The following is a 26,433-nucleotide window of genomic DNA, read 5'->3' as shown; positions in this document are numbered from 1 at the left end:
TTGTCCGATACTTACTATCTAATACCTAATACTTGAAATTTAGCCTCATGTCCGATTTTCGTTTAAAAGTATTTCAGAGTGTGGCGAAGAACTTGAGTTTTACAAAGGCTTCGCAAGAACTGTTTGTCAGTCAACCTGCTATTACCAAGCATATCCAGGAATTGGAGACTTATTATCAAGCTCGCTTATTCGAGCGCCAGGGAAGTAAAATCTCGTTGACCGATGCCGGCGAATTGCTGCTGAAGCATAGTGATAAGATTTTAGACGATTATAAGCAACTGGAATATGAAATGCATTTGCTGCACAATGAGTATATTGGTGAATTGAAACTGGGTGCGAGTACTACGATTGCCCAATATGTCCTTCCTCCTTTATTGGGGAGTTTCATTGCAAAATTTCCACAAGTCAACCTTTCTTTGATTAATGGGAATTCCCGGGGAGTGGAAACTGCTTTGCAAGAACATCGGATAGATTTAGGTTTGGTGGAAGGTATCTTTCGTCTGCCTAACTTGAAATATACCTCATTTTTGCAAGATGAACTTGTAGCAGTGGTGCGTGCGCATACCCGGCTGGATATTCAAGACGAGATAACTCCGGAAGATTTGCCGAATATTCCATTAGTCTTGCGTGAAAGAGGCTCCGGCACGCTGGATGTATTTGAACGTGCCTTGTCGCAACATAATCTGAAACTGTCTTCTTTAAATGTTATGATGTATCTTGGCAGTACAGAGAGTATCAAACTTTTCATCGAACATGCTGATTGTATGGGGATTGTTTCAATCCGTTCCGTACATAAGGAGCTTGTCGCAGGTAATCTGCGTGTGATTGAGATAAAAGGAATGTCCATGCAGCGCGAGTTTAATTTTGTACAATTGCAAGGGCAGGAGGGAGGATTATCCCAAGTCTTTATGAGGTTTGCGGGACATCATAGTAAGAACCTGTAATCGCAGCAGGGGGCTTCAACCTCTATAAGAGAAAAAAACATTTCTCATATTCTCATAAATTTAGACAATTGTCTTGTAATCAGTATCTTGTTGTATGAGAAATGATTTCGGTAAAGTGTATTTCTCATCATTTTCGGGGTGAGACAGCACTTTAAAAGGTTATTTCTCATATCCTTTTGAATCATTTCTCATACTGTTATTTCTCTTTTTATAGACCTTCTTCGGCTGTTTTCTTCTTTATATATACTCTATGGGCACCTCTGCCGGCAATTTCTATTCCTGAATCGGGTTGGTGTCCCCATTGTCTCAGTTCGTTGGTGGCTGCTGTTTGTAGTAATCCGGTTAGTTTCTGATATTCCCGAACGGTCAGGAAAGGGTGTTTATCGAGATACTTTAGGGCTAATGCCAGTCGTTGTTCCGGTGTGAATTTATTCGAGGATTTTTGCTTTTTCCAAGGAGCTCTTTCCAACCGGCATCTTTCGCTGATGTTTCTTACCATTTCCCTGTCTACCCGGAAATTGACGCCTCCTATAAAAATACTTTGTGCGTTGCGGTGTTTTCCACCTTCTTCCGCATCTTCCCGTTCCTTGCCTCTGCCTAAGGTGAGCGACGGAGTGAATGTACCTATCCCGTCTATCTTTACCGAACGCCCTTCTGCCATCAGGTGTGCCATTTCGATAGCCGTCTGAAGCAGTACGCCTTCTATGTCTCCGGCGCTGAAGCCACTTACATCGCTCACCCGTTGCGCTAACTCTTTTATGCTTGCATTATCTATCCGCGCAAACTTCGGATATGTAATTCTTTTGCCTGTTTTTTGGAGGTCGGGCATCTCTTCCATGATGTAACGTGCCATACATTCTTTGGTTTAAAGTATTAATAGATTGGTTCTTGTCTATTAAGAGAAAACTTCTTCTGCATTAAGTGCAAACTTCTTTTCTCCTAATCCAAAAGTTCCTTTTGATTAATCATAAACTATAATCGCAAGTTCTGTTTTTATAAATGAAGCTTGCAATTATAAAAATGAAGCTTGCGTTTTTATAATCAAAGCTTGCATTTATAGTTTATAATTAGACAAAGATAAGTTTTCTATTTGATAAAAGGAAGTTTATAATTAATAAAATGGAAGTTATTCGTTAATAGACTGGAGGTGAAGTACTGCTTCTTGTGAAGTTGTCGGTAGGTTGCTGCGGAAGAAAGTACGAAAGAAATTGATATGATGGCGAAGGAGGGTGTTTGAATGTAGAGGTGCTGAGTGAAAATGTTGATATAAAGTAGGATATTTAATTTTATTTTCATAGTTTTGCAATGTTTCTCACGCCGAATGCGCTGGTTGGCGTTGGTAGGGTGGGTATACATATACATAAGAGGCGTTTACTGAACGCTTTGGTTTTGACATTCTAAGAATCTCGCAAATTCAAACTGTTCGTCAGAGACAAAGCAATGGTGAATGCCCCAAAGGGTGTATTATATGCCATCTTTATTGTTTTTGGTACCGATTAGGTGTTAAAAGCAGAAGGTGAATTATATACTTACATCGGCGTGGGGCTTTCGGCGTTGCTCGTTTCGACGAACAGGGCAATGCGAGAGCCTTTAGAATGTGGAACGGGCAACAGGACTGGCTCCACGTTTTTTTATGTATATACAATTTAAGAATAAACCATGACAGCAATGGAGTCGGCTGGCATAAATAGACAGATTAGCCGACAATGTTGGATATAATACAAAACAATCCTTATCGTCTTTTAGGTATATATTCAAATTCACCGATCAAAGAGCGAGTGGCAAACCATAATAGGCTAAAAGCTTTTTTGAAGGTGGGGAAAGAAGTTTCATTTCCTTTAGATTTATTAGGTGTATTTTCTACGATGACTCGTACTACAGCGAAAGTATCTGATGCAGAAGCGAAGCTGACTTTACCAAACGAACAACTCAGGTATGCGCAATTTTGGTTCATAAAAGTTACTCCTTTAGATGACGTTGCCATAAACCACCTGATTGTAGAAAATATAAATGGAGCAATATCTGTTTGGGAAAAAAAAGAAAATGTTTCATCTTTACAAAATAGAATTGTCTGTGCGTTGGTAACAGACAACTACGCATTAGCTATTGCTTGCGCATACAAACTTTATTCTTCGTATACTACTGATTTTGTACATATCGTTTTAGGAGATTATCAAATGATAGATACGGGAAAGTTGGCATACGATTTTCTGGATGTACTTTGTTCTGCTATAGGTGCGCAAAAACTATTGCCTTATTTGGCGGACAACGATTGGAAACATTATGTAAGAGGTCAGGCAATAAAACCTTTAATCGAAACATTACAGTCTGCAATTGATATAGCGAAGGCTTCAAATGGAAAAAGTATTACTGCTCGTTATAATGCTGGTGCTAAATTGATGAATGTAGCAAAAGAAGAACTTTCTCAATTAAAAGATTTACTTTCTGTAGCGGATTTGCAATACCAAATGATTGCAGATAAACTTGGCTTGGAAATTCTTCAATGCGGAATAGATTATTATAATGGTTCGGAAGCCGCCGATGCTGCCCGTAAAGCAATGAAACTCCAATCTTATGCACAGTCCGTTGTCATTGGAAAAATGGCAAAAGATCGTTGCAAGGAAAACGTGGATATACTACAAAAGATTATAGACAATCTACCTCCGGCAGAAGTGTTTGCTGAAGATAAGGCAATAAAAGAGGAACTGCGGAAGTTCTGTCAATTGCCCGATAAAATTTGTTATGCTGTGACTTTGCTAAACAAAGCGAAACCACACCTTCAATCTATAAAAGCAAAACTAGGAGCAAACAACTCTTTTTATTTAAAGTTATCAACACAAGTTGTAGGGAATGCTCTACATAATATTATAGAAGAGGTAAACGTAGTACAACAGGATGCCGGATTTGGTCCACGTATAGATTCATTAGTTTATATCCAAGTGAAATCTGCATTAAAGGCAGCCTGGGAAGCTACAAAGATTATGGATGCGTTTGATATGGAATCTGATTTCAAGACAAATAGATATAATCAGAACCGTTCCATTCTTAAAAATATGTGTGAGCAATTGGGTATATCCACCTCTACACATCCACCACGTCCATTAGCTTCACCACCACGTCCAACGTTGACTTCATATACTACCCAAGCTACATCATCTCCTACAATGAGTGAAACAGGCAATGCGACAACAAAAAGTTCTGATAATTCAGGTTGCATTATAGGTATTGTGTGTGTTGCTGCTAGTGCAGCAATTGGTGGTGTAGTAGCGGGCGGTGGCTGTGCCGTATTCGGGGCAGTTATAGGATTAATTATTTATGGAAAAATTGTAGATTAAATATGTTATTTATGAAAAAAGTGATATTTAACGTGTTCGTTGTGTGTTGTTCGTTTATAACAGCCATTGCACAAACGGGAACGGACGAGATTTCCGTAATGGCAAGAAGCCTGAATAACGTTCAGTCAAAGCAAGCGGAATTTGATAAGAAGTTACGACTCCTAATAACAACTTCAACTAAAAACAAGCATGACATTCAAGTATTAGAACAACGTAATGAGGTCTTATGTGTAAGCATTGACAGCTTAAAAACTGTTTGTGACAGTCTGCAAAAAGCACAAGCAGCAGACCGTACTACTATTAACGGAAAAATACAAGAGACTAACAACACATTATCCTCGACTCAATCCATTGTGAAGAACCGTACTCTTTGGGGTGGGATAATCACCATTGCCATCTTATTTGCAGTGTCACTTATTTCTTATTATCTGATTAAGCGTATCAAACGTGGGACATCCTCCATCGATGACGTCCGTAAAGTACAAGAAGTATTACAAAATGCTCAAAATAAAATGCAAGAAGAATCGGTCAAACTAGACAATCAATTGCTGGAGATTGTACAGCAGCAATTGCAAGAGAGACCAATAGCAAGTGGCAATACTGGGATGCCCGACCATTCACTCGTAGTGAAACTGGCTGACGAAATAGCCAGAATAGAAACAAATCTTTCAAAGATGGATAAGTCTGTAAGAGGCTATAAGCAACTGCTACAAGCTAAAGACCGCATGATAAACAATGTGCGTGCCAATGGCTATGAAATAATCAGCCTACTTGGGCATGAGTACAATGATGGAATGCAATTCCAGACCCGTTTTGTGCCTGACGACACTTTGCCTGAAGGTAAGCGTATCATAACAGGAATGATAAAGATGCAAGTGAACTATAACGGGGAAATGATACAACCGGCAGAAATCGTAGTAAGTCAAAATATTTAATTGAAAACACTATCACTATGGTAAGAATCAAAATAGATTATGGAATAGACCTTGGTACTACAAACTCGGCTATTGCTAGAATGGAGAACGGTGAGTCTGTTATCAAGCAGACTAAGAACCTCATGGACACATTGCCCTCTTGTGTATATTTCTCAAAAAATAAGAAGGGCGAACGAGCCTTGCGTATTGGCATGAAAGCAAAAGATTCCGTGTATTCTGACGCTATTATGGCTTTGAGCAAAAATGAGCCGTCAAAAGAATGTGGCTATTTAGAGTTTAAACGGGAAATGGGTTCAGATAAGAAATATACCAATGAAAACATGCCCAAAGAAACTTATTCTCCAGAGGAACTTTCTGCAGAAGTTTTGAAAGAGTTGAAGAGTCTTATCAATGATGAGACCATCAATTCCGTGGTAATAACCGTGCCAGCCATGTTCACGGCAATTCAAAAGGATGCAACCATGCGAGCTGCGCATATTGCAGGATTCCAGCAATGCGAATTGTTACAGGAACCTATTGCAGCCTGTATGGCATACGGACTGTCAAGCGAAAAGAAAAAAGGAAAATGGCTTGTGTTCGACTTTGGTGGTGGTACGTTTGATGCGGCCTTGGTGAAAGCTGAAGACGGCATACTTACCGTATTCGACACAGAAGGTGACAACTATCTCGGAGGCAAGAACCTTGACGAAGCTGTGGTAAATAAGATTCTCATCCCAAGTCTTTGTCATGATTATGATCTTTCATCATATGAAACGACAGAATGGAAAAAGAAAGCCTTGACGGATGCTTTGAAGGGGCCTGCCGAGGAAATGCGCATAGCCTTGTCGTTCACCGATAGCGCAGATTATTCTACGTACGACCGAAATCTGAATCTCGGTCAAGATGACAACGGTGAGGAGATTGACCTCGAAATAACCATTACCAAAGACCAACTGATAAATGCTATTGGAGAACAGTATCAAAAAGCCGTCAACATCTGCAAGAACCTATTGGAGCGAAATGGACTGACTGGAAAAGACTTATCATCACTTATTCTTGTCGGTGGTCCAACATATTCGCCAATCATTCGTGACATGTTGAAAGAAGAGGTTACACCAAATGTAGATACTAGTATCAATCCTATGACAGCTGTTGCTCGTGGGGCAGCTCTTTATGCTTCTATTATTGATGCTAATATCAATGAGGAGAAAATAAAAGAAGAAGCAACGTCGGAAATAGTGTTTTTACAAGTCGGTTATGAGTCAACATCTGTTGAAACTTCTGAATGGGTTAGCGTCAGCATAGACACAAAAAAAACTGGTAAGAATTGTCCGAAAGAACTTTCTGTTGAGTTTCAACGTGCAGATGGGGCATGGCGAAGCGACCGGACATCTGTAGATACAAAAGGTAATGTCATTGAGGCGTTTTTGCTTGAAGGCAAGCCTAACACATTCAAGATAAAGGCTTACAACCAACAGGGCAATGCTGTTGAGATATTCCCATCCGAATTTACCATTATACAAGGTATCAAAGTCGGTGCTGCTCCTCTTCCTTATAACATAGGCATAGCTGTTTACAATGATGTGAAGAAACGCGGTGTATTTTTGCCTGCCAAAGGGTTGGAGAAAAACAAGCCTTTACCTGCAGTGGGTATTGTTCCTGACAGAAAGATAACCCAGGCTTTGCGACCGGGTGTTTCAACGGACATATTGTCTATTCCCGTATATCAAGTTTCAGGACTAGATGCAGAAGGAAAGACTGCGGCATTGTATACTTTGATTTCAAACGTTGTGGTGACGGGTGATGATATTGAACAATTCATTCCTGAGAATTCAAATGTAGAGATAACACTTCATGCGGATTCATCGGAGATGATGAAAATGGAAGTTTATTTCCCGTCGATTGACTTTACAGCCAAGAAAGTACTCGACTTGAGCAAACGAGATTCTCCAGAAGATGTCGTGGCTTGGGTGAATAAAGAGCTGAGTTCGGCTCAACGCAGTATAGAATCATTGTCTTCTTCGGGCATTTTTGTTGAAGCACTATATAAAGAACTTGATGTGATTAAAGAATTAGTTGCTAACGGCAATGACCCGATGCGTACGCAATCCAATCTAAAGGAACTTCTCCGAAAGATTGAAGACCTTGATGATAGTACCGAATGGCAAAGATTAGAAGCGGAACTACGTGAAGAGTTCGAACGACTTGAAAAGGCACAGATTGACCTCGGTAATGAAAAAACTACACAACTTGTGGAGCAAATGCGTACACAGACAGACCAAGTGATACGCAATAAGGATGTTCGTATGGGACGTGAAACGTTGGAACAAATCAATAGTCTCTTTGTCCATCTGACATTGGTTTATCAATGTATGGGATTGATTCGCAATTGCCATGAACGCTTTGGTTCAATATGTTGGAAAGACGCTTCCCATGCCCGTCAATTAGTTAACCGTGGATTGGAGGAAATCAATAACCACCCCACAGCAGAAAAACTTCATCCGATTGCCTGCGGACTCATTGACCTAATGCCGGATGAGGACGCTATTAGTGCGGGTGGATTGCTTCGATAATTTTATTTGCTGCCAATATGCTATTCAACAAGAATGATAAAATCGCATCTTACACAGTAGCGTTTCCGCATAAGCAAGGTTCTTATGCGGAAACCTACCGTGTGAAAGATGCAAATGGCAAGATTCGCTTTTTAAAACTCATCAACTACTCAAGGCTCAATTGTAATCAGGTTGATGATAGTGGTCGAGTGACAGAAGTAGAGATTGCTAAGAAACTTCAACATCATAACCTTTGCCAATATATCGATTCAGGTAATCTGATGATTGGAGGAAGACAATTTGCGTGGCTTGTAACTGAGTTCGTGAGTGGAGAAACCTTGTTACAGAGGATAATTCGTGACGATAACATCAGTGTGTATGAAATAAAAAACATTGCAACATCCGTACTTTCTGCCTTGTCGTTCCTGCATTCCTTGTCTATTCCAATTATTCATAATGAAGTGACAATACAGAATGTATTTCTCAATCTCGTTGGAAGTTTGGAGGATTTGAAACTTATAGATTTGGGATATGCACGATTCTTGAATCAAACACCTACAAAACCCATCTTGGGCGAAATGAATCCGTTCTATCTCGCACCAGAAAGATTCTCTGGAGTATGTTCCGTACAATCAGACTTGTATTCTGTCGGGGCAATGATGTATCATCTGCTATATGGTAAGCTACCTTGGTTCGTGGACGTATCAAGAATAAGAAATGAGGATAAAGTCGAAGCAATATTGGCTGAACGTGATAAAGAATTGGAACTGCCGCAAATAAATAAGTTTGAATTGGATTGCCAATTATTAAACTGTATAGCAAAGGCGTTAAACTTTGATGCGGAAGACAGATTCCAAACAGCTGAAGATTTTATAAAAGCTATTAGCGGAGAGACAATTGTTGAGCGACAATCAACAAAGAAAAAAATATTATCATCCGATATTCAGAAGTCCGAGAAGCAGATACGAAATATTTCGTCGGAAAAAGGACAAGGTTTTGCCGCCATTGCAGGGATGGATGAACTGAAACAACAGCTTAGAGAAGAAATTATCGAGCCCCTTCACAATCCGGAAGAATATGAGCGGTATGGTGTAACTATTCCTAATGGTATGTTGTTGTATGGACCTCCGGGATGTGGAAAGACTTTCTTTGCCAAGCATTTTGCAGAAGAAGTAGGTTTCAATTTCGTGTGTGTGACACCTGCTGCACTTAAAAGCCGTTATGTAAATGCCACACAAGAAAATATTGCTAAAATGTTCAAGGAAGCGGAAGAAAAAGCACCGACTATCATTTTTATTGATGAGATGAACGAGATTGTTCCTAATCGTGAGAGTGATGTACATGAGATGTCTCGTAGTGCAGTAAATGAAATGTTGGCACAGATGGATAGAACAGGAGAACGCGGTGTATTCGTTATTGGTGCGACAAATTATCCACATATGATAGATCCTGCTATCCTTCGTGCAGGAAGACTAGATAAGAAATATTATATTGGTGTACCGGATATGACTGCACGTATGGAACTTTTCAAGTTATGTCTTGAAAAACGACCTTATGATTTTGGAATAGATTATAAAGAGCTAGCGTGTTTAACAGAAAACTATGTATCTGCTGACATACAGTTAATAGTTAACGATGCGTCACGATTTGCATTGAAGTTACATAGTAAGATTACAATGCAGCTATTGAAAACTGCGATAGCTAATACTCAGCCTTCTTTAAATGACGTTGAGTTAAAACGCTATGAAGATATTAGAACAAGGATGAGTGGTTCGTTACCTAATCAACTGAATAATAATCGACCTCGTATAGGGTTTAAATAAAATATGTATTATGACTAAACAAGGATTATATTTAAAAACAATTTTCTGTTGTATGTCTTGTGATGGAAATATTGCATTGCAGGAAATTGATATGGTGAAAAAAAAGGCTATAGAGACATCTATGTTTGAAGGACTAAACATGGAAGAATTGCTAAATAGTTATGTGTCAGAGATAAACAAAAATGGTGCTCTTTTTCTAAAGGAATACTTAAACGAATTATCTAATGTGGAGTTATCTATAGAGGAACAACTTAATATTATAGGATTGGCTATTGATACGATTGAAGCTGATGACCGAATTGAATATTCCGAAGTGAAATATTTCAAGAAAATTCGTTCTCGATTATCTGTCTCAGATGAACAGATCTTAGCGAAGTATCCCAATAAGGAAGATTATCTTTTACCTGATATTAATGTTATAGAAGATTTTGTGTGGAACGATGTGAAATTTAATAGTATTTCATTACGTTGATGTATAGTTTATAGATATAATATGGAAAAAATAGATGAAATTTTGAAGAAACAAATCAACAAAGAAGTGATTAAATATAGCATTTATTGGTTCCCTTTTCCAAAAGGTATTAATCGACTTTTGGTAGTTATAAATTGTCTTATTGTAGTATATACAGTTAATGAATACCCCGAAAAGGTTAACACTTTCTTTTTTACTATTTTTATAGAATTGATTGTTTATATAATAACAGTTTGGGTTTATCGTGGTTTTAAAGAACCTTTGGAAGGAAAAGACGATGAAAAATGAAATAACAATCTACTTATGTTTGAATTATATTAATGAAATAAACAATGGGATTTTGGAATTTATTTAAAAATAAAGAATCTGCTACAATTGAAGTATTGCAGAATGAACAAGAACAAGCTGTTGATATGCAGCCAGATAATCTTGTAAAAAAAACGTCGAATGACGATGGTAATGCGTTGATTATTCGTTATGGAACAGGAATGCCTATTGATTTGATTTACAAATTCTTGAAGGAGGACTATGAAACAAAGGGTTATGAAGACGCAATGTCGAATCCTGATATGTCTTATAAGGGTATGAATATGCAAATGATAAAGAGTACTTTGGAAGTTAAATTTAGGCAAGTGAGACTCCGGTATACTGATAATTTACGAACTATTCAGTTTCATATAAGTTCTCGTTCTAATGCTGGATTAGTAGATGTTGTAAAACTATTGGAAACACAAAAAGAAACATTGATGCAACACATGGACGAATTGACTAAAATGGAGCAAGATTTTAAAGCGGGATTACCTTATATGAACGGTATGCTTCTTTCTTATGAAAGAGGATTCTTGCGTGGTCTTGCAGCTTTGTCTTTGGGACAAATATTTTTATAAGTGGTTGTAAATGTTAATTTGATTTTAAAGTGGGAGAGGATAAAGTTCAGGAAAAACATTTTTCTGTATTGAAATATAGTTGCTATCTTCTTGTAGTTGTATGCTATTTGATAGTGAGATGTATAGGGGAATGGTCATTTAGTTTTGCGTATGCAGTTTTGTTTTTTGGGGGTGTTGAATTGTTTTGTTATTTAGCAAAAAAAATCTTTAAAAGTTATCCTTATATGGAAATAAGAAAAGTTACTATTAGTACATTAAAAAATTTAGGTTGTCAGCCGGAGATAGATAAAGAAACCGGAAACATGTATTTTAAGTATCAAGGGGAAGAGTTTTGTGTGGTAGTTGAAGCGGAAACAACAATCACATTTTATGATACTTGGTGGGGAACTTTGGATTTGGATGATCCTTTGTTGGACAATTTGAAGGAGGCTATTAATCAGACAAATATGAATGCAATGCCTGTTACTTTGTATTCTATTAGTGAAAATGAAAATAAGTTGGGAGTACATAGTAGATATCAACTGATTTTTACTAAAAATACTCCGAATAAGGAGGAACTTTTCACTGCAATATTAAATAGTTTTTTTGAAGTTCACCAAGAGGTGAAAGGACGTTTTTCTGCTTTGAATGACATCCAGGACAAAAAAGAGGAGAAAGAACGGATTAGGATTAAAGGTTTTAGTAATTCGGAGAGATGAAGAAACGTATATTTAGCAATACGGGTTGTTTTATCTATATATGCATCTTGTTTATAATATTTGTTGTTATAAAGGTAGCATGGGTGCGTCATTTTGATAGCGATATAGAATCTTTTGACAAGGAGAAAACTGATATTCTTCAAAGATGTAACTATTTAGTAAAAAATAGTAACAGAATCACAAACATTGATTAATGAAATGCCAACGGCTATTGGCGATCAATTCCAAGGAGAGTGGGCTTTGTATTCATGTTCTATGTTAGCCAAATCACTCTCTAATATCTCGTTGCTTTATTCTGAAACGAAAGAGGGAGTCATTGTACAAATTGATAGTCTTATTTCGATAGTGCTTTCGCCTGAAATCAGATGGTATGATACGTTAAGATGGGGAGAAGACCCTTTGGAGAATTTAGATGGTGATAATAGTCATATTTCTTATTTGAGTCATCTTGCTTGGATGATTGGTAATTATAAAAAGATTGGTGGTGATGGTAAATATGACGAGTTATATCATTCATTGTGTAAAACGATGAGTCGTAGAATAAAAGCAAGTGATATTTTGAATTGTCCGACATATCCGGGAGAATACATATATGTTCCGGATATGCTTGTTGCGATAGTGGCATTGTCGGAATATTCGAAGTATTATAATGGGAAATATTCAGCAATAGTGAATCAGTGGATTCATAAAGCTCAAACGGAATGGCTTGATAAAAATACCGGATTGTTGGTGTCGTGTCTGTCAGAACTGACAGGAATCATAGAGAATATGGATGTCAAAGGGGCTTATTCGGCTCTTAATTGTTATTATTTGGCACTTATAAATGATAAATTTGCGGAGTCTCAGTATGAATTGTTAAAAAAGTATTTCATAAAAGAATCACTGGTATTCGGATTGAAGGAGTATCACAACTATTCTCCTATATTGGAGTTTGATATAGATGCTGGACCTATTTTGTTTGGCTTAAGTCCGTCTGGAACTGCTTTTGCTGTAGGAAGTGCAACTTATTTTGGAGACTCCGTCACACGAAAGAAAATTCTGAAAACTGCCGAAATAGCAGGTAGCACATGTGTGTGGAATGAAGATAGGCATTATTTGTTAGCAAATGTGGCATTGGTAGGAGAAGCGATTATGTTAGCTATGAGGACTACGGTTAATTTCTCAATGACTGTTAGTAAGTAATTTCCCATATTCATATAAAAAATCTCATATCTATAAGTGTTATCGTAATGTTCATTACCGTAACAGTGGTTACGATTATACAAAAGTACAAATAAATTTATCATTCGTGCAATAAATCCATAGTTTTTATAGGTTTTGCAGCAAATAAGTACCATATAATATTGGTTATTATAAAAGTTGTATGGGTGCATCATTTTGATAGTGATATAGAATCTGTATTACAATACCAAGTATGCCCGCAGTGAATATTGTTTAAAAGCCTTTGATTCTCATATTTCTTTTTTATCTTTGCTATCTATCATCAAAGACAAGAACTTGACGGATATGGAAAATTACAACTTACAACGGTTTCTTGATGCCCAGCAAGGCGACTATGAACGTGCCCTCACAGAAGTAAAAAACGGGCGAAAGTATTCTCATTGGATTTGGTATATATTTCCTCAACTGAAAGGGTTGGGAATGAGCTATAATTCACAGTATTATGGAATCAGTGGCAAGGAAGAGGCTGAAGCATATCTGGCTCATCCGGTTTTGGGTGAAAGGCTGCGTGAAGTTACATCTGCTTTTTTGCAATTGAAAAGTAAGACGGCCGAGGAAGTTTTCGGTTCGTTGGATGCGATGAAGGTACTTTCGTGCATGACGCTTTTCAATGAAGTTGCTCCGAATGATTTGTTTCAGCAGGTGATAGACCTATATTATCAGGGTAAAACGGATGAGATGACAAAAAGAATGTTGGATAAATAATTAAATATTACTGTTATGGGCTGTTTGATGAATTTATTATGGCTGTTGTTTGGTGGTATTTTTACAGCAGTAGAATACCTTATTTCAAGCATATTGATGATGATTACCATCATCGGCATTCCTTTTGGGATGCAAACGCTAAAGTTGGCAGGACTTGCTTTGTGGCCTTTCGGCAAGGAAGTGAGAAGCGGAAGCCGTTCCGGCGGTTGTCTTTATATACTGATGAATGTGATATGGATATTTGTGGGTGGCATTTGGATTTGTTTGTCACATTTGGTCTTTGGGGCGATTTTGTGTATAACTATTATTGGAATTCCATTTGGTTTACAGCATTTTAAACTGGCTTCACTGGCGTTGTCTCCTTTCGGAAAGGATATTGTAACTGTATGATAATAGTCTGAAGTAGATTATCTATAACTAAAAGTTATAATACATAATTAGAAACTATTAGTGTGTCTTGATTGTTTCCCGTACCTTTGCACCCCGAAAACAATTAAAGATAAAATTATATGATTTCAACAGCTACAAAAACGTTGCAGACGAATAACAAGACAATTTACGTCGCGTTACTTTCTACTTTGACTTTTTTTCTCTTTTTAGATTATATTCCGGGATTGGAAGCATGGTCGGCATGGGTGACTCCACCGGTTGCTTTATTTCTCGGACTAATTTTTGCATTGACCTGCGGACAGGCACATCCGAAATTTAATAAGAAAACCTCCAAGTATTTATTACAATATTCAGTTGTCGGGCTGGGATTTGGAATGAATCTTCATTCGGCTTTGGCTTCCGGTAAGGAAGGCATGGAGTTTACTGTAATATCTGTTATTGGTACGTTGGTGATTGGTTGGTTTATCGGTCGTAAGTTGTTCAAAATAGACCGTAATACTTCTTATCTTATCAGTTCGGGAACTGCTATCTGCGGGGGGAGTGCCATTGCGGCAGTAGGACCGGTGCTGAGGGCGAAAGATAGTGAAATGTCTGTTGCATTGGGTACTATCTTTATCCTGAACGCAATCGCCCTCTTTATATTCCCGATGATTGGGCATGCATTGGATATGACTGAACATCAATTTGGAACATGGGCAGCGATTGCCATTCATGATACAAGTTCGGTTGTCGGTGCAGGTGCTGCGTACGGTGAAGAAGCCTTGAAAGTGGCTACCACTATCAAGCTGACCCGTGCGCTTTGGATAATTCCTATGGCTTTTGCCACTTCATTTATCTTTAAGAGCAAAGGACAGAAAATCAGTATTCCCTGGTTTATCTTCTTCTTTGTATTGGCAATGGTAGTAAATACTTATTTGCTTGACGGAGTACCACAGTTGGGGGCTGCAATCAACGGGATAGCCCGTAAGACCTTGACGATTACTATGTTCTTTATCGGTGCTTCTCTTTCTATGGATGTGTTAAGGGCAGTTGGGATTAAGCCATTGGTGCAGGGAGTCTTGCTTTGGATAGTGATTAGCTTGAGTACGTTGGCTTATATTTATTTTGTATAAAGAGAAAATACAAATAGTAGATATAGAAAAGTGGGAGAATATCGCATTACACGAATATTCTCCCACTTCTTTATGAGTATGGTTCTGTCTTAAAAAGACAGGGACTGTTATTCTTTTTTCTTCAATGCTTCGAAAATCAGACCTTCCAGTTCCTCAGCAAGTTCAGGGTTGTCAGCGATACATTGTTTTGCTGCATCGCGTCCTTGTCCTAACTTAGTGTCATTGTAGCTATACCATGAACCACTCTTCTTGATGATTCCCAAGTCGGCACCCAAGTCGATGATTTCTCCGGAATGGGAGATACCTTCACCAAACATGATGTCGAATTCTGCTCTGCGGAAAGGAGGCGCTACTTTATTCTTCACCACTTTTACCTTAGTCAGTTTACCGAGAATCTCTTCACCATCTTTGATCGGTTGGCTACCACGGATATCCAAACGTACGGAAGCGTAGAACTTCAGTGCATTACCACCGGTAGTTGTTTCAGGATTACCGAACATTACACCGATCTTCTCACGCAACTGGTTGATGAAAATACAAGTAGTACGTGTCTTGCTGACAGCAGCTGTCAACTTACGAAGAGCCTGCGACATCAAACGTGCTTGAAGACCTACTTTGTTGTCACCCATGTCGCCTTCGATTTCCGATTTAGGAGTCAGTGCGGCTACAGAGTCGATAACGATGATGTCGATAGCAGAAGAACGAATCAGTTGTTCTGCGATTTCCAATGCCTGCTCGCCGTTATCAGGTTGGGAGATATACAAATCGTCAATGTTTACGCCAAGTTTGGAAGCGTAGAAACGGTCGAAAGCATGTTCAGCATCAATGAAAGCGGCGATACCGCCCGCCTTTTGTGCTTCGGCAATGGCATGGATGGCCAATGTCGTTTTACCGGAAGATTCCGGGCCATATATTTCGATTATTCTACCTCTTGGGTAACCACCTACGCCGAGTGCCACGTTCAAGGCAATAGAGCCTGTCGGGATCACTTCTACCTGTTCAACACTATCGTCACCCATTTTCATGATAGAACCTTTACCGAAGCTCTTTTCTATCTTTTCCATGGCAGCCTGTAAGGCTTTTAGTTTTTCGCTTGATGCCATTTTATTATCTGTTTCAAAATTAAGTTCGTCTTTTTTTGCCATACCTTATTCTATAATTAATGGATTTATTGGTTTAAAATCTGTGAGGCATGTTCTTTGGTTTTCACTTCTTTGGGAGTGATAATCCGTTCTACGATTCCCTCTTCATTAATCAGGAAAGTAGTGCGGAAAGTACCCATGTAAGCACGTCCGTACAGTTTCTTTTCTCCCCATACCCCAAACTCTTCTACCAACTTCTTGTCTGTATCGGCAATCAGGGTGAAAGGAAGGTTGTTTTTCTCGATAAATTTCTGATGCGACTTTTCATTGTCTACGCTGACACCGATTACTTCGTAACCGGCCTTGCGCAGTTCGGAATAGTTATCGCGCAGATTGCACGCTTGTGCGGTACAACCCGATGTGCTGTCTTTCGGATAGAAATACAACACAATCTTTTTTCCTTTGTAAGCACTCAGACGGATTTCTTCACCTTTCTCATTGATGCCTAAAACTTCCGGTGCTTTATCTCCAACGTTAATCATAACTTTCTTTTTAATGAATGTCTTACAATTCTAAATCCTGGTCGATTACTTCATGCCAAGGCAGACCTTGCTTGTTCAGTTGCTCCATAAACGGATCCGGATTGAATTCTTCCACATTATTTACCCCCGGACGTTTCCATTCTCCTTTGAAGAACATCATGGCTCCGATCATTGCCGGAACTCCGGTGGTGTAGCTTACTCCCTGCATACCTGTTTCCTTGTATGCTTCTTGGTGGCTACAGTTATTGTAAACATAGTAAGTACGTTCTTTCCCATCTTTCAGACCACGGATACGGCAGCCGATTGATGTTTCACCTTCGTAATTTTCACCCAAATCCTGCGGATTAGGCAATACGGCTTTCAAGAATTGCAGAGGTACAATTTTCACTCCGTTATAGTCAACTTCATCAATACGCGCCATGCCGATATTCTGAATAACACGTAAGTGAGTTAAATATTCCTGTCCGAAAGTCATCCAGAAGCGTGCACGTTTGATAGTTGGGAAGTTTTTCACCAACGATTCCAGTTCTTCGTGATAAAGAAGATAGGAGTCGCGCGGTCCGATATTCGGATATGTCAGGTCTTTATGGATTTCCAACGGTCCGGTGGTTACCCACTTGCCGTCCTCATAATAACGTCCGTTCTGCGTAATTTCGCGGATATTGATTTCGGGATTGAAGTTGGTTGCGAATGCCTTGTGGTGATTTCCTGCATTACAGTCTACAATATCCAGGTATTGGATTTCGTCAAAATAATGCTTGGCTGCATAAGCTGTATAGATACCACTGACTCCCGGGTCGAATCCGCAACCGAGGATAGCTGTCAGACCGGCTTCTTTGAAACGGTCATGGTAAGCCCATTGCCAACTGTATTCAAAGTGAGCTTCATCTTTCGGCTCATAATTGGCGGTGTCCAGATAGTTCACTCCGGCTTTCAGGCAAGCTTCCATGATAGTCAAGTCCTGATAGGGAAGAGCGACGTTAATCACCATTTCCGGTTTGAAATCGTTGAATAAGGCTACCAGTTCTTCCACATTGTCTGCGTCGACTTTAGCTGTCTTTATCGTGGGATTACCTATTGCCTCGACGATTTTGTCGCATTTCTCTTTTGTACGGCTGGCAATCATGATATCTGTAAATACATCGGCATTTTGTGCCACTTTGTGCGCAACGACAGTGCCAACACCGCCTGCACCAATAATAAGAACTCTACCCATTTCTTTAAATTGCGAATTAAAATTATGAATATTAGAATTGTTTATGGAGCAAATATACGTGATTATTTTCAGATAATCATTCGTCTATCCTCCTTTTTATTTGTATCGCCGCAAGGTGCCGTTCTCAAATTCCAGCGTTTTGCCATTATAGAACCAAGTGTTCACTCCCTTTTCTGTGTCGTATTTGGAGAGAGTAGGCAGAAACATGTCCTGTGAGGATGGAGCAAACTGTGCCGTGATATAGAGCGTACCACAACAGGACAAAATCAGAAAGAGAGCGATGATTCTCATATTTATTTACTTTTTGTGAACTATGTAAATTGTTCGTTTGTTGTATATTCAATGGCAAATGTATATATTTTATATTGCATTGGATGTTATTTTCCAATCTTTTTGATATCTTTGCCCACGATTTAACTTAAACGTTATAACATATGAATAAAGTATTAGTTTCAATTTGCATTGCCGGTGCAGCACTTGCAATGTCATCATGCCGTTCGGTTGAGAAGGCAACTCCATTGTCATCTATCAATGGTGAATGGAATATTATAGAAGTCAATGGCTCGAAAGTAACTCCAGGCGAAAGCAGAACCCTGCCCTTTATTGCTTTTGATACCGCAACGGGACGCGTGTCGGGCAGTAGCGGTTGCAACCGTATGATGGGTAGCTTCGACGTAAACGCAAAGCCGGGAAGCCTTGAACTTGGTGCAATGGGCAGCACCCGGATGATGTGCCCGGATATGACGACTGAGAGAAATGTATTGAGTGCTCTTGCGCAGGTGAAAGGATATAAAAAAGCCGGCAAAGACAAACTGTACCTTTGCAATGCGTCGAATCGACCGGTTATAGCTTTGGAAAAAAAGGAGGCTGATGTGAAATTGTCGGTATTGAACGGAGAATGGAAAGTAAAGGAAGTGAATGGTGAAGCAATTCCTTCCGGTATGGAGAAGCAACCTTTCATCGCTTTTGATGTGAAGAAAAAGACGATTCACGGTAATGCCGGATGCAACTTGATAAATGGTGGCTTTGAAACCAATACAAGCAACGCTAAGTCAATCTCTTTCCCGGGTGTGGCAAGCACAATGATGGCTTGTCCGGATATGGAAACAGAAGGCAAGATTCTGAAAGCAATGAATGAAGTGAAGTCATTTGATGTATTAGCCGGTGGTGGCATTGGTTTGTATGATGCAAACAATGCATTGGTTCTTGTTTTGGAAAAATAGGAAATAAATAAAAGTATTTATATATAATAAGGTATGCCTATGTCGCGCATGACGACATAGGCATATTTTTTTTCCAGGATTGAACCAGAGCCGCCTGCATTTGTTTAAAGAAACAGTTGCTAATTGAGTCCGGGTGTGACTATGTCAGCAGTGTTTATTTATTAAAACTGTCTTTTTGGCAGATATTATGTCATGCATTCGTATAATTTCTTTTTGGCACACGGTTTGCTTTTTAATAAGCGTCCGTTCGGGACGAAACTCATAATAAGGAGTAGAGAAACAACCGGACAAAAAGAAATCATTGAATAATAATAAATAAAAAAATAACGATCATGGGAAAAATTATTGGTATTGACTTAGGAACAACAAACTCTTGTGTTTCTGTATTTGAAGGTAACGAACCGGTAGTAATTGCAAACAGCGAAGGTAAACGTACAACTCCTTCAGTAGTTGCTTTTGTGGATGGTGGCGAACGTAAGATAGGTGATCCTGCAAAACGTCAGGCTATTACGAACCCTACACGTACAATCTTCTCTATCAAACGTTTCATGGGTGAAACTTGGGATCAGGTACAAAAAGAAGTGACTCGTGTTCCTTATAAAGTAGTGAAAGGTGATAATAACACTCCGCGTGTTGACATCGACGGACGTCTGTATACTCCGCAGGAAATCTCTGCAATGATTCTTCAGAAAATGAAGAAAACTGCTGAAGACTATCTCGGACAGGAAGTAACAGAAGCTGTCATTACTGTGCCTGCTTATTTCTCAGATTCTCAACGCCAGGCTACAAAAGAAGCCGGGCAGATTGCTGGTCTGGAAGTAAAACGTATTGTAAACGAACCGACAGCCGCAGCTCTTGCTTACGGTCTGGATAAGGCTCACAAAGATATGAAGATTGCTGTATTCGACCTTGGTGGTGGTACATTCGATATCTCTATCCTTGAATTCGGTGGTGGTGTATTTGAAGTTCTTTCTACAAATGGTGATACTCACCTTGGTGGTGATGACTTCGACCAAGTAATCATCAACTGGTTGGTAGAGGAATTCAAGAACGATGAAGGTGCTGACTTGACTCAGGATCCGATGGCTTTGCAACGTCTGAAAGAAGCTGCTGAAAAAGCTAAGATTGAGCTTTCATCTTCTACAAGTACAGAAATCAACTTGCCGTATATCATGCCGGTAGGTGGTGTGCCCAAGCACTTGGTGAAGACTTTGACTCGTGCTAAATTCGAATCTTTGGCTCATAGTTTGATTCAGGCTTGTCTTGAACCTTGTAAGAAAGCAATGAGTGACGCTGGCTTGAACAACGCTGATATTGATGAAGTAATCCTTGTAGGTGGTTCTTCACGTATCCCAGCTGTACAGAAATTAGTAGAAGATTTCTTTGGTAAAGCTCCTTCTAAAGGTGTGAATCCAGATGAAGTGGTAGCTATTGGTGCTGCTGTACAGGGTGCTGTTTTGACAGACGAAATTAAAGGTGTAGTATTGTTGGATGTTACTCCGTTGTCAATGGGTATCGAGACACTGGGTGGTGTAATGACTAAGTTGATTGACGCTAACACTACGATTCCGGCTCGTAAGAGTGAAACATTCTCTACTGCTGCCGACAACCAGACGGAAGTTACTATTCATGTATTGCAGGGCGAACGTCCGATGGCTGCACAGAACAAATCAATCGGTCAGTTCAACTTGACAGGTATTGCTCCGGCTCGTCGTGGTGTTCCTCAGATTGAGGTTACATTCGATATTGACGCTAACGGTATCTTGAAAGTATCTGCAAAAGATAAGGCTACCGGTAAAGAACAGGCTATCCGCATCGAAGCTTCCAGCGGTTTGAGCAAGGAAGAAATCGAAAAGATGAAAGCTGAGGCTGAAGCTAATGCTGAAGCGGACAAGAAAGAACGTGAAAAGATTGATAAGCTGAACCAGGCTGACAGCGTAATCTTCCAGACTGAAAATCAGTTGAAGGAATTAGGCGATAAACTGCCTGCTGATAAGAAAGCTCCGATTGAAGCTGCTCTGCAGAAATTGAAAGATGCTCATAAGGCACAGGATTTGGCTGCTATCGATACTGCTATGGCAGAAATCAATACTGCCTTCCAGGCTGCAAGTGCTGAAATGTATGCACAGAGCGGTGCGCAAGGTGGCGCACAGGCTGGTCCTGACATGAACGGTGGTGCTGGTCAGCAAGATACTAGCAAGCACGGAGATAATGTTCAGGATGCTGACTTTGAGGAAGTCAAATGATTCCGATAAGGAAACAGATAATAAACAATAAGCAAAAGCGTGCAGCTCAATGAGTTGCACGCTTTTTGCGTTTATGGGGTTCATGGTTGCTATGCGGTTTCTATGGGCTTTTTTATCTCTTATTTGCGACATGTTTGCGACACGTCTTATTTGGCGATAAGGTACAACTTAGATTGATATAAACCATTTAAAACGAGAAGAATATGCCAAGAGGAAATTACACCATTCAAAGAAGTTGTGAGGAGTGCGGTAAAATCTTTACTCCTCCCACATTGATGTCAAAGTATTGTTGTCCAACCTGTTCCAAGAGAGCATACAAGAAAAGGCAAATCGCAAAAGAAAAAGAGGCAATACGCCAAGCATTGGTCAGGCGAATACCATCCAGTAAGGGGTATCTGACAGTTAAAGAGTCTGTACTGATTTACGGCATTAGTAAAGATGTACTTTATCGTATGATACGGCAGGGATTGATACCATCATACAATTTTGGGCAACGTCTGACACGCCTTAGTCGGCAGTATATGGATGAACACTTCAAAACAAAGGATGGCAGTAGAAAAAGAAAAAAGGATGCATTGTCCTTTGAACCCAAAGACTGTTACACTATCGGAGAGATTGCTAAAAAGTTCCATATCAATGACAGCAGTGTCTTTAAGCACATACGCCGTCATTCTATTCCTACACGCCAAATCGGTAATTATGTTTATGTTCCCAAATCTGAAATTGATAAATTATATAAGTCGTTATGAAGAAAGCATTACCCCATACCAAAGTGACCGTCAAGCTCAGAAGGTCGAATTATAAAGAAGAATGGTATCTGATTATAGAATCATACCCAGTTTATAAGCGAGGTTCTAAACGTGCAAGCCGTGTGGTGGAATCCATTAACCGGACTATATCCACGCCTGTTTGGGACAAATCGTCCATTGCACGTATTTTGCCAGATGGAACATTCAATTATAAGCCTAAGCGTGATTTGAATGGGATTATCCAATGCCGTTCAACGATAGACCAAGAGGCTTGTATCTATGCTGACAATGTCCGTAAGTTACGCCAACACGAATACGATAGTGCCATCCTTTACACTGATAAGGAAAATGAAATCGCTACACAGAATGAGCGGAGCGAACAGGATTTTATCAAGTATTTCAATGGTATTATAAGCACACGTCATCCCAATAGTTCCGATTCGATTATAGTCAACTGGAGGCGTGTAGGCGAATTATTGAAAATGTATTCGCAAGGGCAACCAATTCCATTCAAGGCGATTTCAGTTAAACTGCTTGAAGATATAAAGATGTTCCTTCTCCGTGCTCCAATGGGAGGGAATAAAAAAGGTACTATCTCACAAAATACGGCATCAACCTATTTCTCCATACTCAAAGCCGGACTGAAACAGGCATTTATTGATGAATATCTTACAGTTGATATAAGTGCAAAAGTAAAGGGAATAACAAACATTGAGAAACCCCGTGTTGCACTTACCATGAATGAAGTGCAAATGCTGGTTGATACTCCTTGCAAGGATGATGTTTTGAAACGTGCGTTCTTGTTCTCTATTCTTACAGGATTGCGGCATAGTGATATTCAAACTTTGAAATGGAAACAAATTCAGCAAACAAGTAAGGGCACATGGCAAGCAGTCGTAATTCAGCAAAAGACAAAAAGACCCGATTACAAGCCAGTTATTCAACAAGCCCTTCAATTATGCGGTGAACGCTCAAGCAATGACGAAGCTCTCGTTTTTGAAGGATTGACTGATGCCTCTTGGATTTCTCGTCCTCTGAAAGTCTGGATAGAAGCATCTGGCATCAAGAAACATATCACCTTCCATTGCGGGCGGCATAGCTACGCTTCGCTATTATTGGAAAACGGTGTTGACATATACACCATCAAGTCTTTGATGGGACATACAAACGTCAAAACTACGCAGATTTATACGCATATCGTAAATGAACAAAAAGAGAAAGCCGCCAATACGCTGTATATAGAGAATTTGATTTTATAGTGGAGATTTCCACCATTGAGCACCAATGACTTATATAGTATCAACGACACACTTACCACCGTATCCCCCTCATGAAGCATCGGCTTTTTGAGGGGGATTTTGTTGTATAGACGTTCTCTGTGAAGAGAATATTAGTCCTAATAGTGGTTTATCCCTATTTTATTATCTCTTTCAGCAAATCATTGTGTTAATGAAAACTAAATCTATCGGTGGCAAATAAGTGGCTAATTGGTGGCTTTCAAGCACCTATTTAGCACTCATAAACATCCCTATACTTTTGCGGCATCAACTTTAATACGAAGAAAATGGCTTATAAAGTAAATTCATTGGAGGAAATGCCGAATGCATTGTCCTACTTGATTGAGTCCGTAGAAGTACTGCAATCCAAAGTAAATGCCTTGCAACATAAGCAGGCAAGTAACTCACCTAAGTGGATGGATATAGACGAGCTTTGCGCTTATCTGCCATCACATCCGGCCAAACAAACAGTTTATGGATGGGTATCAGCCAAACAGATTCCCGTACATAAAATAAATAAGGCTTTGGCTTTCCTGCAATCGGAGATTGACGATTGGTTGAAAAACAAATCGCACAAGACCCAAGATGACTTAATGGAAGAAGCCAGACGATTTGTCGAATCTAAAAAGATTATCAGATGATGGAAACAGATTATTGCTTTTCATTCTTTCGCAAGCCCATTCAAAATATCGAACCGATAAGGGCGGTAGGCATTGTGGATGTGTATCGCTATGTCATCGGGCATTATGCGCAACCACAAACCGAGTCTCTGCGTTCGATGCGATCTTTTCCCGAATCCAAGAGATACAAAGCCACTCATTTCGACTATTGTACTTTTTCGGGATTATTCCGCAAACGGAATGAGAAGGAACTGATTATGCACTCAGGATTGATGTGTTTGGATTTCGACCATGTGGAGAATATCGTGGAGCTAAAACAGCAATTACTCAATCATGAGTATTTCAATACGGAACTGTTATTTGTCAGCCCATCTGGTAGTGGATTGAAGTGGATAATACCTGTTGACTTGAAGGGCTGGGAACATTCCCGATACTTCAAGGCTGTCGCCAACTGTATCAAAGCAACAGGTTTGCCATCAGTGGATATGTCCGGCAGTGATGTGGCTCGTTCATGCTTTTTACCCCACGACCCACAAGCATATATTAACCCTAAATACAAAGATGATGTCGAAGAAAATATTTTCCGCCCAAGATTGGGAGAATGTCCCTTCTGAAATACAGCAAATACATACGCCTGATATTGCTCCTATATATAATAAGGTAAAAGACGATGTAGAAAGTGTTGTTCGGGAGATAGAACAACGTGGCATTGATATAGCACCCAACTATAAAGATTGGGTGGAATTGGGCTTTGCACTTGTTGATGGATTGGGAGAGAACGGACGGGAGTATTATCATCGCATCAGCAGGTTTTACCCTACCTATCAAAGGGAAGAAACAGATAAACAATATACGCATTGTCTGCAATCCAAAGGGCAAGGCATTACTATCCGTTCTTTCTTCCATTTGGCAAATCAAGCTGGAATCTCATTGGCTCCATCCAACAAAGGGCATTTATCCATTTTGCCAAATATCCAAAATGGCAAAACGGGCAAATGGATAAAATCAGAAGAAGAACTTCCTGCATTTCCTGAATGTGTATTTGAGCATCTTCCTTCTTTTCTAAATGAGGTTGTCAATAACTCCATTTCAGTAGATGACCGTGATACGATACTGATTGGAGCGATTGTGTGTTTGTCGGTATGCTTATATAATGTTTGTGGTGTGTATGATGAGCGCATTGTTTATCCGAATCTCTATCTGTTCGTTGTGGCAGATGCAGGTATGGGAAAAGGGGCATTAACCCTATGCAGAGAACTGGTAGTACCCATTAATCGCAATTTACATGAACTCTCAAAGCGATTGGAACAGGAACATAAAGAAGCGATGAATGCTTATATCAAAGGTAAGAAAGATAATGGAATGACTATGCCAGCCGAGCCGCCCATGCGTATGCTTGTCATTCCTGCCAATAGCAGCGCAAGCTCTTTCTTGAAGATACTGGGAGATAATGACGGAGTTGGACTGTTGTTTGAGTCGGAGGGCGACACGTTAAGCCAAACATTGAAGTCGGACTATGGCAATTATTCCGATGTGTTGCGAAAGGCATTTCATCATGAGTTGGTAAGTTTGAGCCGTCGCAAGGATAGAGAGTATTGCGAAGTTTCTAATCCAAGAGTGTCCGTTGCATTGGCTGGCACTCCCGAACAGGTGAGAAGGCTGATTCCTGATGCAGAGAACGGGTTGATGAGCCGCTTTTGTTTCTATATTATCCGCTTCAAAAGAGGAATAAGAAACGTGTTTGCCACAAGCGATATTTCTCAATCCAAGAATGCCATATTTAAAGTATTGGGAGATAATTTCTGTCATCTGCATGAAGAATTTGTACGGCAGGGGAATTATTCTTTTTCCCTTCCCTCTGATTTGCAAGAACACTTTATAGAATACCTCAGTCGTGTGAATGAGGAGTGTTGTGACGAAGTGGATAACAAGATGCAAGGAGTGGTCAGACGGATGGGATTGATTGCTTATCGTATAATGATGGTGCTGACCGCTGTCAGGCATTTGGAGAATGTACATCGCAATTCTTCCTCACATGATAAGACAGAGCAACTGGTCTGCCATGAGTTTGACTATTCTACAGCCATGAATATTTGCGAAACCTTACTTTATCATGCCGTATTCATTTATCGGAATTTGTCAGGAAATCAGTTCAAACGATTTAATTCCGCTTCGCAAGAAACTGGCATTTATGCACGAAGGAATACCCTTTATAATATGCTGCCTGAAACATTCACGAAGAAGGATTATGATATGGCGGTTTCAGTTTTGAATGAAAATGGAAGTACTGCAAACAAGTGGATAGAAGCCTTTGTCAAAGATGGTAAGCTATGCCGAATAGAGCAAGGGAAATATAGGAAGATTTTTTGAGTGGCAAGTTTGTGTTTTAGTGCCACTAAAACCTATGCGGCAAGCGGATAAACTG

At 39.6% G+C, this 26,433-nt stretch carries 25 protein-coding genes; 20 read left to right on the top strand and 5 right to left on the bottom strand.

The annotated features are described in order from the left end of the window. Nucleotides 1-47: 47 nt before the first annotated feature. Nucleotides 48-944: a LysR family transcriptional regulator gene (locus CLIN57ABFB40_RS10550; protein ID WP_175630010.1), complete on the top strand. Its 897-nt coding sequence runs from the start codon at nucleotides 48-50 to the stop codon at nucleotides 942-944. A gap of 208 nt (nucleotides 945-1,152) precedes the next feature. Here the strand turns inward: CLIN57ABFB40_RS10550 and CLIN57ABFB40_RS10545 are convergent, their stop codons facing one another. Then, the gene (locus CLIN57ABFB40_RS10545) at nucleotides 1,153-1,797 is read right to left on the bottom strand and encodes an HU family DNA-binding protein (RefSeq protein WP_175630009.1); all 645 of its coding nucleotides are present in this window, start codon (nucleotides 1,795-1,797) and stop codon (nucleotides 1,153-1,155) included. 853 nt (nucleotides 1,798-2,650) lie between these two features. On the opposite strand from CLIN57ABFB40_RS10545, the gene CLIN57ABFB40_RS10540 reads away from it, so the two are divergent. The 12 genes from CLIN57ABFB40_RS10540 (at nucleotide 2,651) to CLIN57ABFB40_RS10485 (ending at nucleotide 15,053) form a co-directional block, all read left to right on the top strand. Then, on the top strand, nucleotides 2,651-4,279 hold the full coding sequence (locus CLIN57ABFB40_RS10540; RefSeq protein ID WP_175630008.1) for a hypothetical protein: 1,629 nt from the start codon (nucleotides 2,651-2,653) through the stop codon (nucleotides 4,277-4,279). Between the two features lie 11 nt (nucleotides 4,280-4,290). Continuing rightward, complete coding sequence (locus CLIN57ABFB40_RS10535; RefSeq protein ID WP_175630007.1) at nucleotides 4,291-5,214, top strand: hypothetical protein; 924 nt, start codon at nucleotides 4,291-4,293, stop codon at nucleotides 5,212-5,214. A gap of 17 nt (nucleotides 5,215-5,231) precedes the next feature. Continuing rightward, nucleotides 5,232-7,766: an Hsp70 family protein gene (locus CLIN57ABFB40_RS10530; protein WP_175630006.1), complete on the top strand. Its 2,535-nt coding sequence runs from the start codon at nucleotides 5,232-5,234 to the stop codon at nucleotides 7,764-7,766. A gap of 17 nt (nucleotides 7,767-7,783) precedes the next feature. Continuing rightward, nucleotides 7,784-9,568, top strand: a complete 1,785-nt coding sequence (locus CLIN57ABFB40_RS10525; RefSeq protein WP_175630005.1) for an AAA family ATPase — start codon at nucleotides 7,784-7,786, stop codon at nucleotides 9,566-9,568. 10 nt (nucleotides 9,569-9,578) lie between these two features. Then, nucleotides 9,579-10,040, top strand: coding sequence for a TerB family tellurite resistance protein (locus CLIN57ABFB40_RS10520; RefSeq protein WP_175630004.1), 462 nt, complete (start codon nucleotides 9,579-9,581; stop codon nucleotides 10,038-10,040). A gap of 21 nt (nucleotides 10,041-10,061) precedes the next feature. Further along, nucleotides 10,062-10,328 carry a hypothetical protein gene (locus CLIN57ABFB40_RS10515; RefSeq protein WP_175630003.1) on the top strand — a complete coding sequence of 89 codons (267 nt, stop codon included), beginning with the start codon at nucleotides 10,062-10,064 and terminating at the stop codon, nucleotides 10,326-10,328. 44 nt (nucleotides 10,329-10,372) lie between these two features. Further along, nucleotides 10,373-10,927 carry a hypothetical protein gene (locus CLIN57ABFB40_RS10510; RefSeq protein WP_175630002.1) on the top strand — a complete coding sequence of 185 codons (555 nt, stop codon included), beginning with the start codon at nucleotides 10,373-10,375 and terminating at the stop codon, nucleotides 10,925-10,927. A 224-nt stretch (nucleotides 10,928-11,151) separates the two neighbouring features. Beyond that, entirely contained in the window at nucleotides 11,152-11,625 is a 474-nt protein-coding gene (locus CLIN57ABFB40_RS10505) for a hypothetical protein (protein ID WP_175630001.1), read from the top strand. 198 nt (nucleotides 11,626-11,823) lie between these two features. Further along, nucleotides 11,824-12,807, top strand: coding sequence for a hypothetical protein (locus CLIN57ABFB40_RS10500; protein WP_175630000.1), 984 nt, complete (start codon nucleotides 11,824-11,826; stop codon nucleotides 12,805-12,807). A 324-nt stretch (nucleotides 12,808-13,131) separates the two neighbouring features. After that, entirely contained in the window at nucleotides 13,132-13,551 is a 420-nt protein-coding gene (locus tag CLIN57ABFB40_RS10495) for a DUF1810 domain-containing protein (RefSeq protein ID WP_175629999.1), read from the top strand. 15 nt (nucleotides 13,552-13,566) lie between these two features. Further along, a complete protein-coding gene (locus tag CLIN57ABFB40_RS10490; protein ID WP_175629998.1) occupies nucleotides 13,567-13,941 on the top strand; it encodes a YccF domain-containing protein in 375 nt (124 codons plus the stop codon). A gap of 119 nt (nucleotides 13,942-14,060) precedes the next feature. Further along, nucleotides 14,061-15,053 (top strand): YeiH family protein, encoded by a 993-nt coding sequence (locus tag CLIN57ABFB40_RS10485; RefSeq protein WP_175629997.1) that lies wholly within the window; start codon nucleotides 14,061-14,063, stop codon nucleotides 15,051-15,053. A 107-nt stretch (nucleotides 15,054-15,160) separates the two neighbouring features. On the opposite strand, the gene recA is transcribed toward CLIN57ABFB40_RS10485, so the two are convergent. The 4 genes from recA to CLIN57ABFB40_RS10465 form a co-directional block, all read right to left on the bottom strand. After that, nucleotides 15,161-16,198 carry a recombinase RecA gene (gene recA, locus CLIN57ABFB40_RS10480; protein ID WP_175629996.1) on the bottom strand — a complete coding sequence of 346 codons (1,038 nt, stop codon included), beginning with the start codon at nucleotides 16,196-16,198 and terminating at the stop codon, nucleotides 15,161-15,163. 23 nt (nucleotides 16,199-16,221) lie between these two features. Next, nucleotides 16,222-16,677, bottom strand: coding sequence for a thioredoxin-dependent thiol peroxidase (gene bcp, locus CLIN57ABFB40_RS10475; protein ID WP_004312515.1), 456 nt, complete (start codon nucleotides 16,675-16,677; stop codon nucleotides 16,222-16,224). A 22-nt stretch (nucleotides 16,678-16,699) separates the two neighbouring features. Beyond that, nucleotides 16,700-17,893 carry a saccharopine dehydrogenase family protein gene (locus tag CLIN57ABFB40_RS10470; protein WP_065538117.1) on the bottom strand — a complete coding sequence of 398 codons (1,194 nt, stop codon included), beginning with the start codon at nucleotides 17,891-17,893 and terminating at the stop codon, nucleotides 16,700-16,702. 96 nt (nucleotides 17,894-17,989) lie between these two features. Then, nucleotides 17,990-18,184 (bottom strand): hypothetical protein, encoded by a 195-nt coding sequence (locus tag CLIN57ABFB40_RS10465; RefSeq protein ID WP_175629995.1) that lies wholly within the window; start codon nucleotides 18,182-18,184, stop codon nucleotides 17,990-17,992. A 143-nt stretch (nucleotides 18,185-18,327) separates the two neighbouring features. Between CLIN57ABFB40_RS10465 and CLIN57ABFB40_RS10460 the strand changes: the two genes are divergently transcribed. From CLIN57ABFB40_RS10460 to CLIN57ABFB40_RS10430, 7 genes are all read left to right on the top strand, one after another. Continuing rightward, complete coding sequence (locus CLIN57ABFB40_RS10460) at nucleotides 18,328-19,116, top strand: META domain-containing protein (protein ID WP_175629994.1); 789 nt, start codon at nucleotides 18,328-18,330, stop codon at nucleotides 19,114-19,116. A 332-nt stretch (nucleotides 19,117-19,448) separates the two neighbouring features. Continuing rightward, complete coding sequence (dnaK, locus tag CLIN57ABFB40_RS10455) at nucleotides 19,449-21,362, top strand: molecular chaperone DnaK (protein ID WP_175629993.1); 1,914 nt, start codon at nucleotides 19,449-19,451, stop codon at nucleotides 21,360-21,362. Nucleotides 21,363-21,565: 203 nt separating this feature from the next. Beyond that, nucleotides 21,566-22,111 (top strand): helix-turn-helix domain-containing protein, encoded by a 546-nt coding sequence (locus tag CLIN57ABFB40_RS10450; protein WP_057255697.1) that lies wholly within the window; start codon nucleotides 21,566-21,568, stop codon nucleotides 22,109-22,111. Next, complete coding sequence (locus CLIN57ABFB40_RS10445; RefSeq protein WP_175629992.1) at nucleotides 22,108-23,370, top strand: site-specific integrase; 1,263 nt, start codon at nucleotides 22,108-22,110, stop codon at nucleotides 23,368-23,370. The genes CLIN57ABFB40_RS10450 and CLIN57ABFB40_RS10445 overlap by 4 nt, the downstream gene beginning before the upstream one ends. 305 nt (nucleotides 23,371-23,675) lie before the next feature. Next, nucleotides 23,676-24,029 carry a methylation-associated defense system helix-turn-helix domain-containing protein MAD1 gene (gene mads1 / locus CLIN57ABFB40_RS10440; protein WP_117596180.1) on the top strand — a complete coding sequence of 118 codons (354 nt, stop codon included), beginning with the start codon at nucleotides 23,676-23,678 and terminating at the stop codon, nucleotides 24,027-24,029. Then, nucleotides 24,026-24,622, top strand: a complete 597-nt coding sequence (locus CLIN57ABFB40_RS10435) for a BT4734/BF3469 family protein (protein WP_175629991.1) — start codon at nucleotides 24,026-24,028, stop codon at nucleotides 24,620-24,622. The genes mads1 and CLIN57ABFB40_RS10435 overlap by 4 nt, the downstream gene beginning before the upstream one ends. Then, nucleotides 24,573-26,378 carry a DUF3987 domain-containing protein gene (locus CLIN57ABFB40_RS10430; RefSeq protein WP_175630370.1) on the top strand — a complete coding sequence of 602 codons (1,806 nt, stop codon included), beginning with the start codon at nucleotides 24,573-24,575 and terminating at the stop codon, nucleotides 26,376-26,378. The genes CLIN57ABFB40_RS10435 and CLIN57ABFB40_RS10430 overlap by 50 nt, the downstream gene beginning before the upstream one ends. Nucleotides 26,379-26,433: the final 55 nt, after the last annotated feature.

The organism is Bacteroides acidifaciens, assembly GCF_903181435.1.
In the GTDB taxonomy this organism is placed as follows: domain Bacteria; phylum Bacteroidota; class Bacteroidia; order Bacteroidales; family Bacteroidaceae; genus Bacteroides.
Note: the sequence above shows the minus strand (reverse complement) of the source record. Positions and strands in the feature narration are given on the sequence as shown.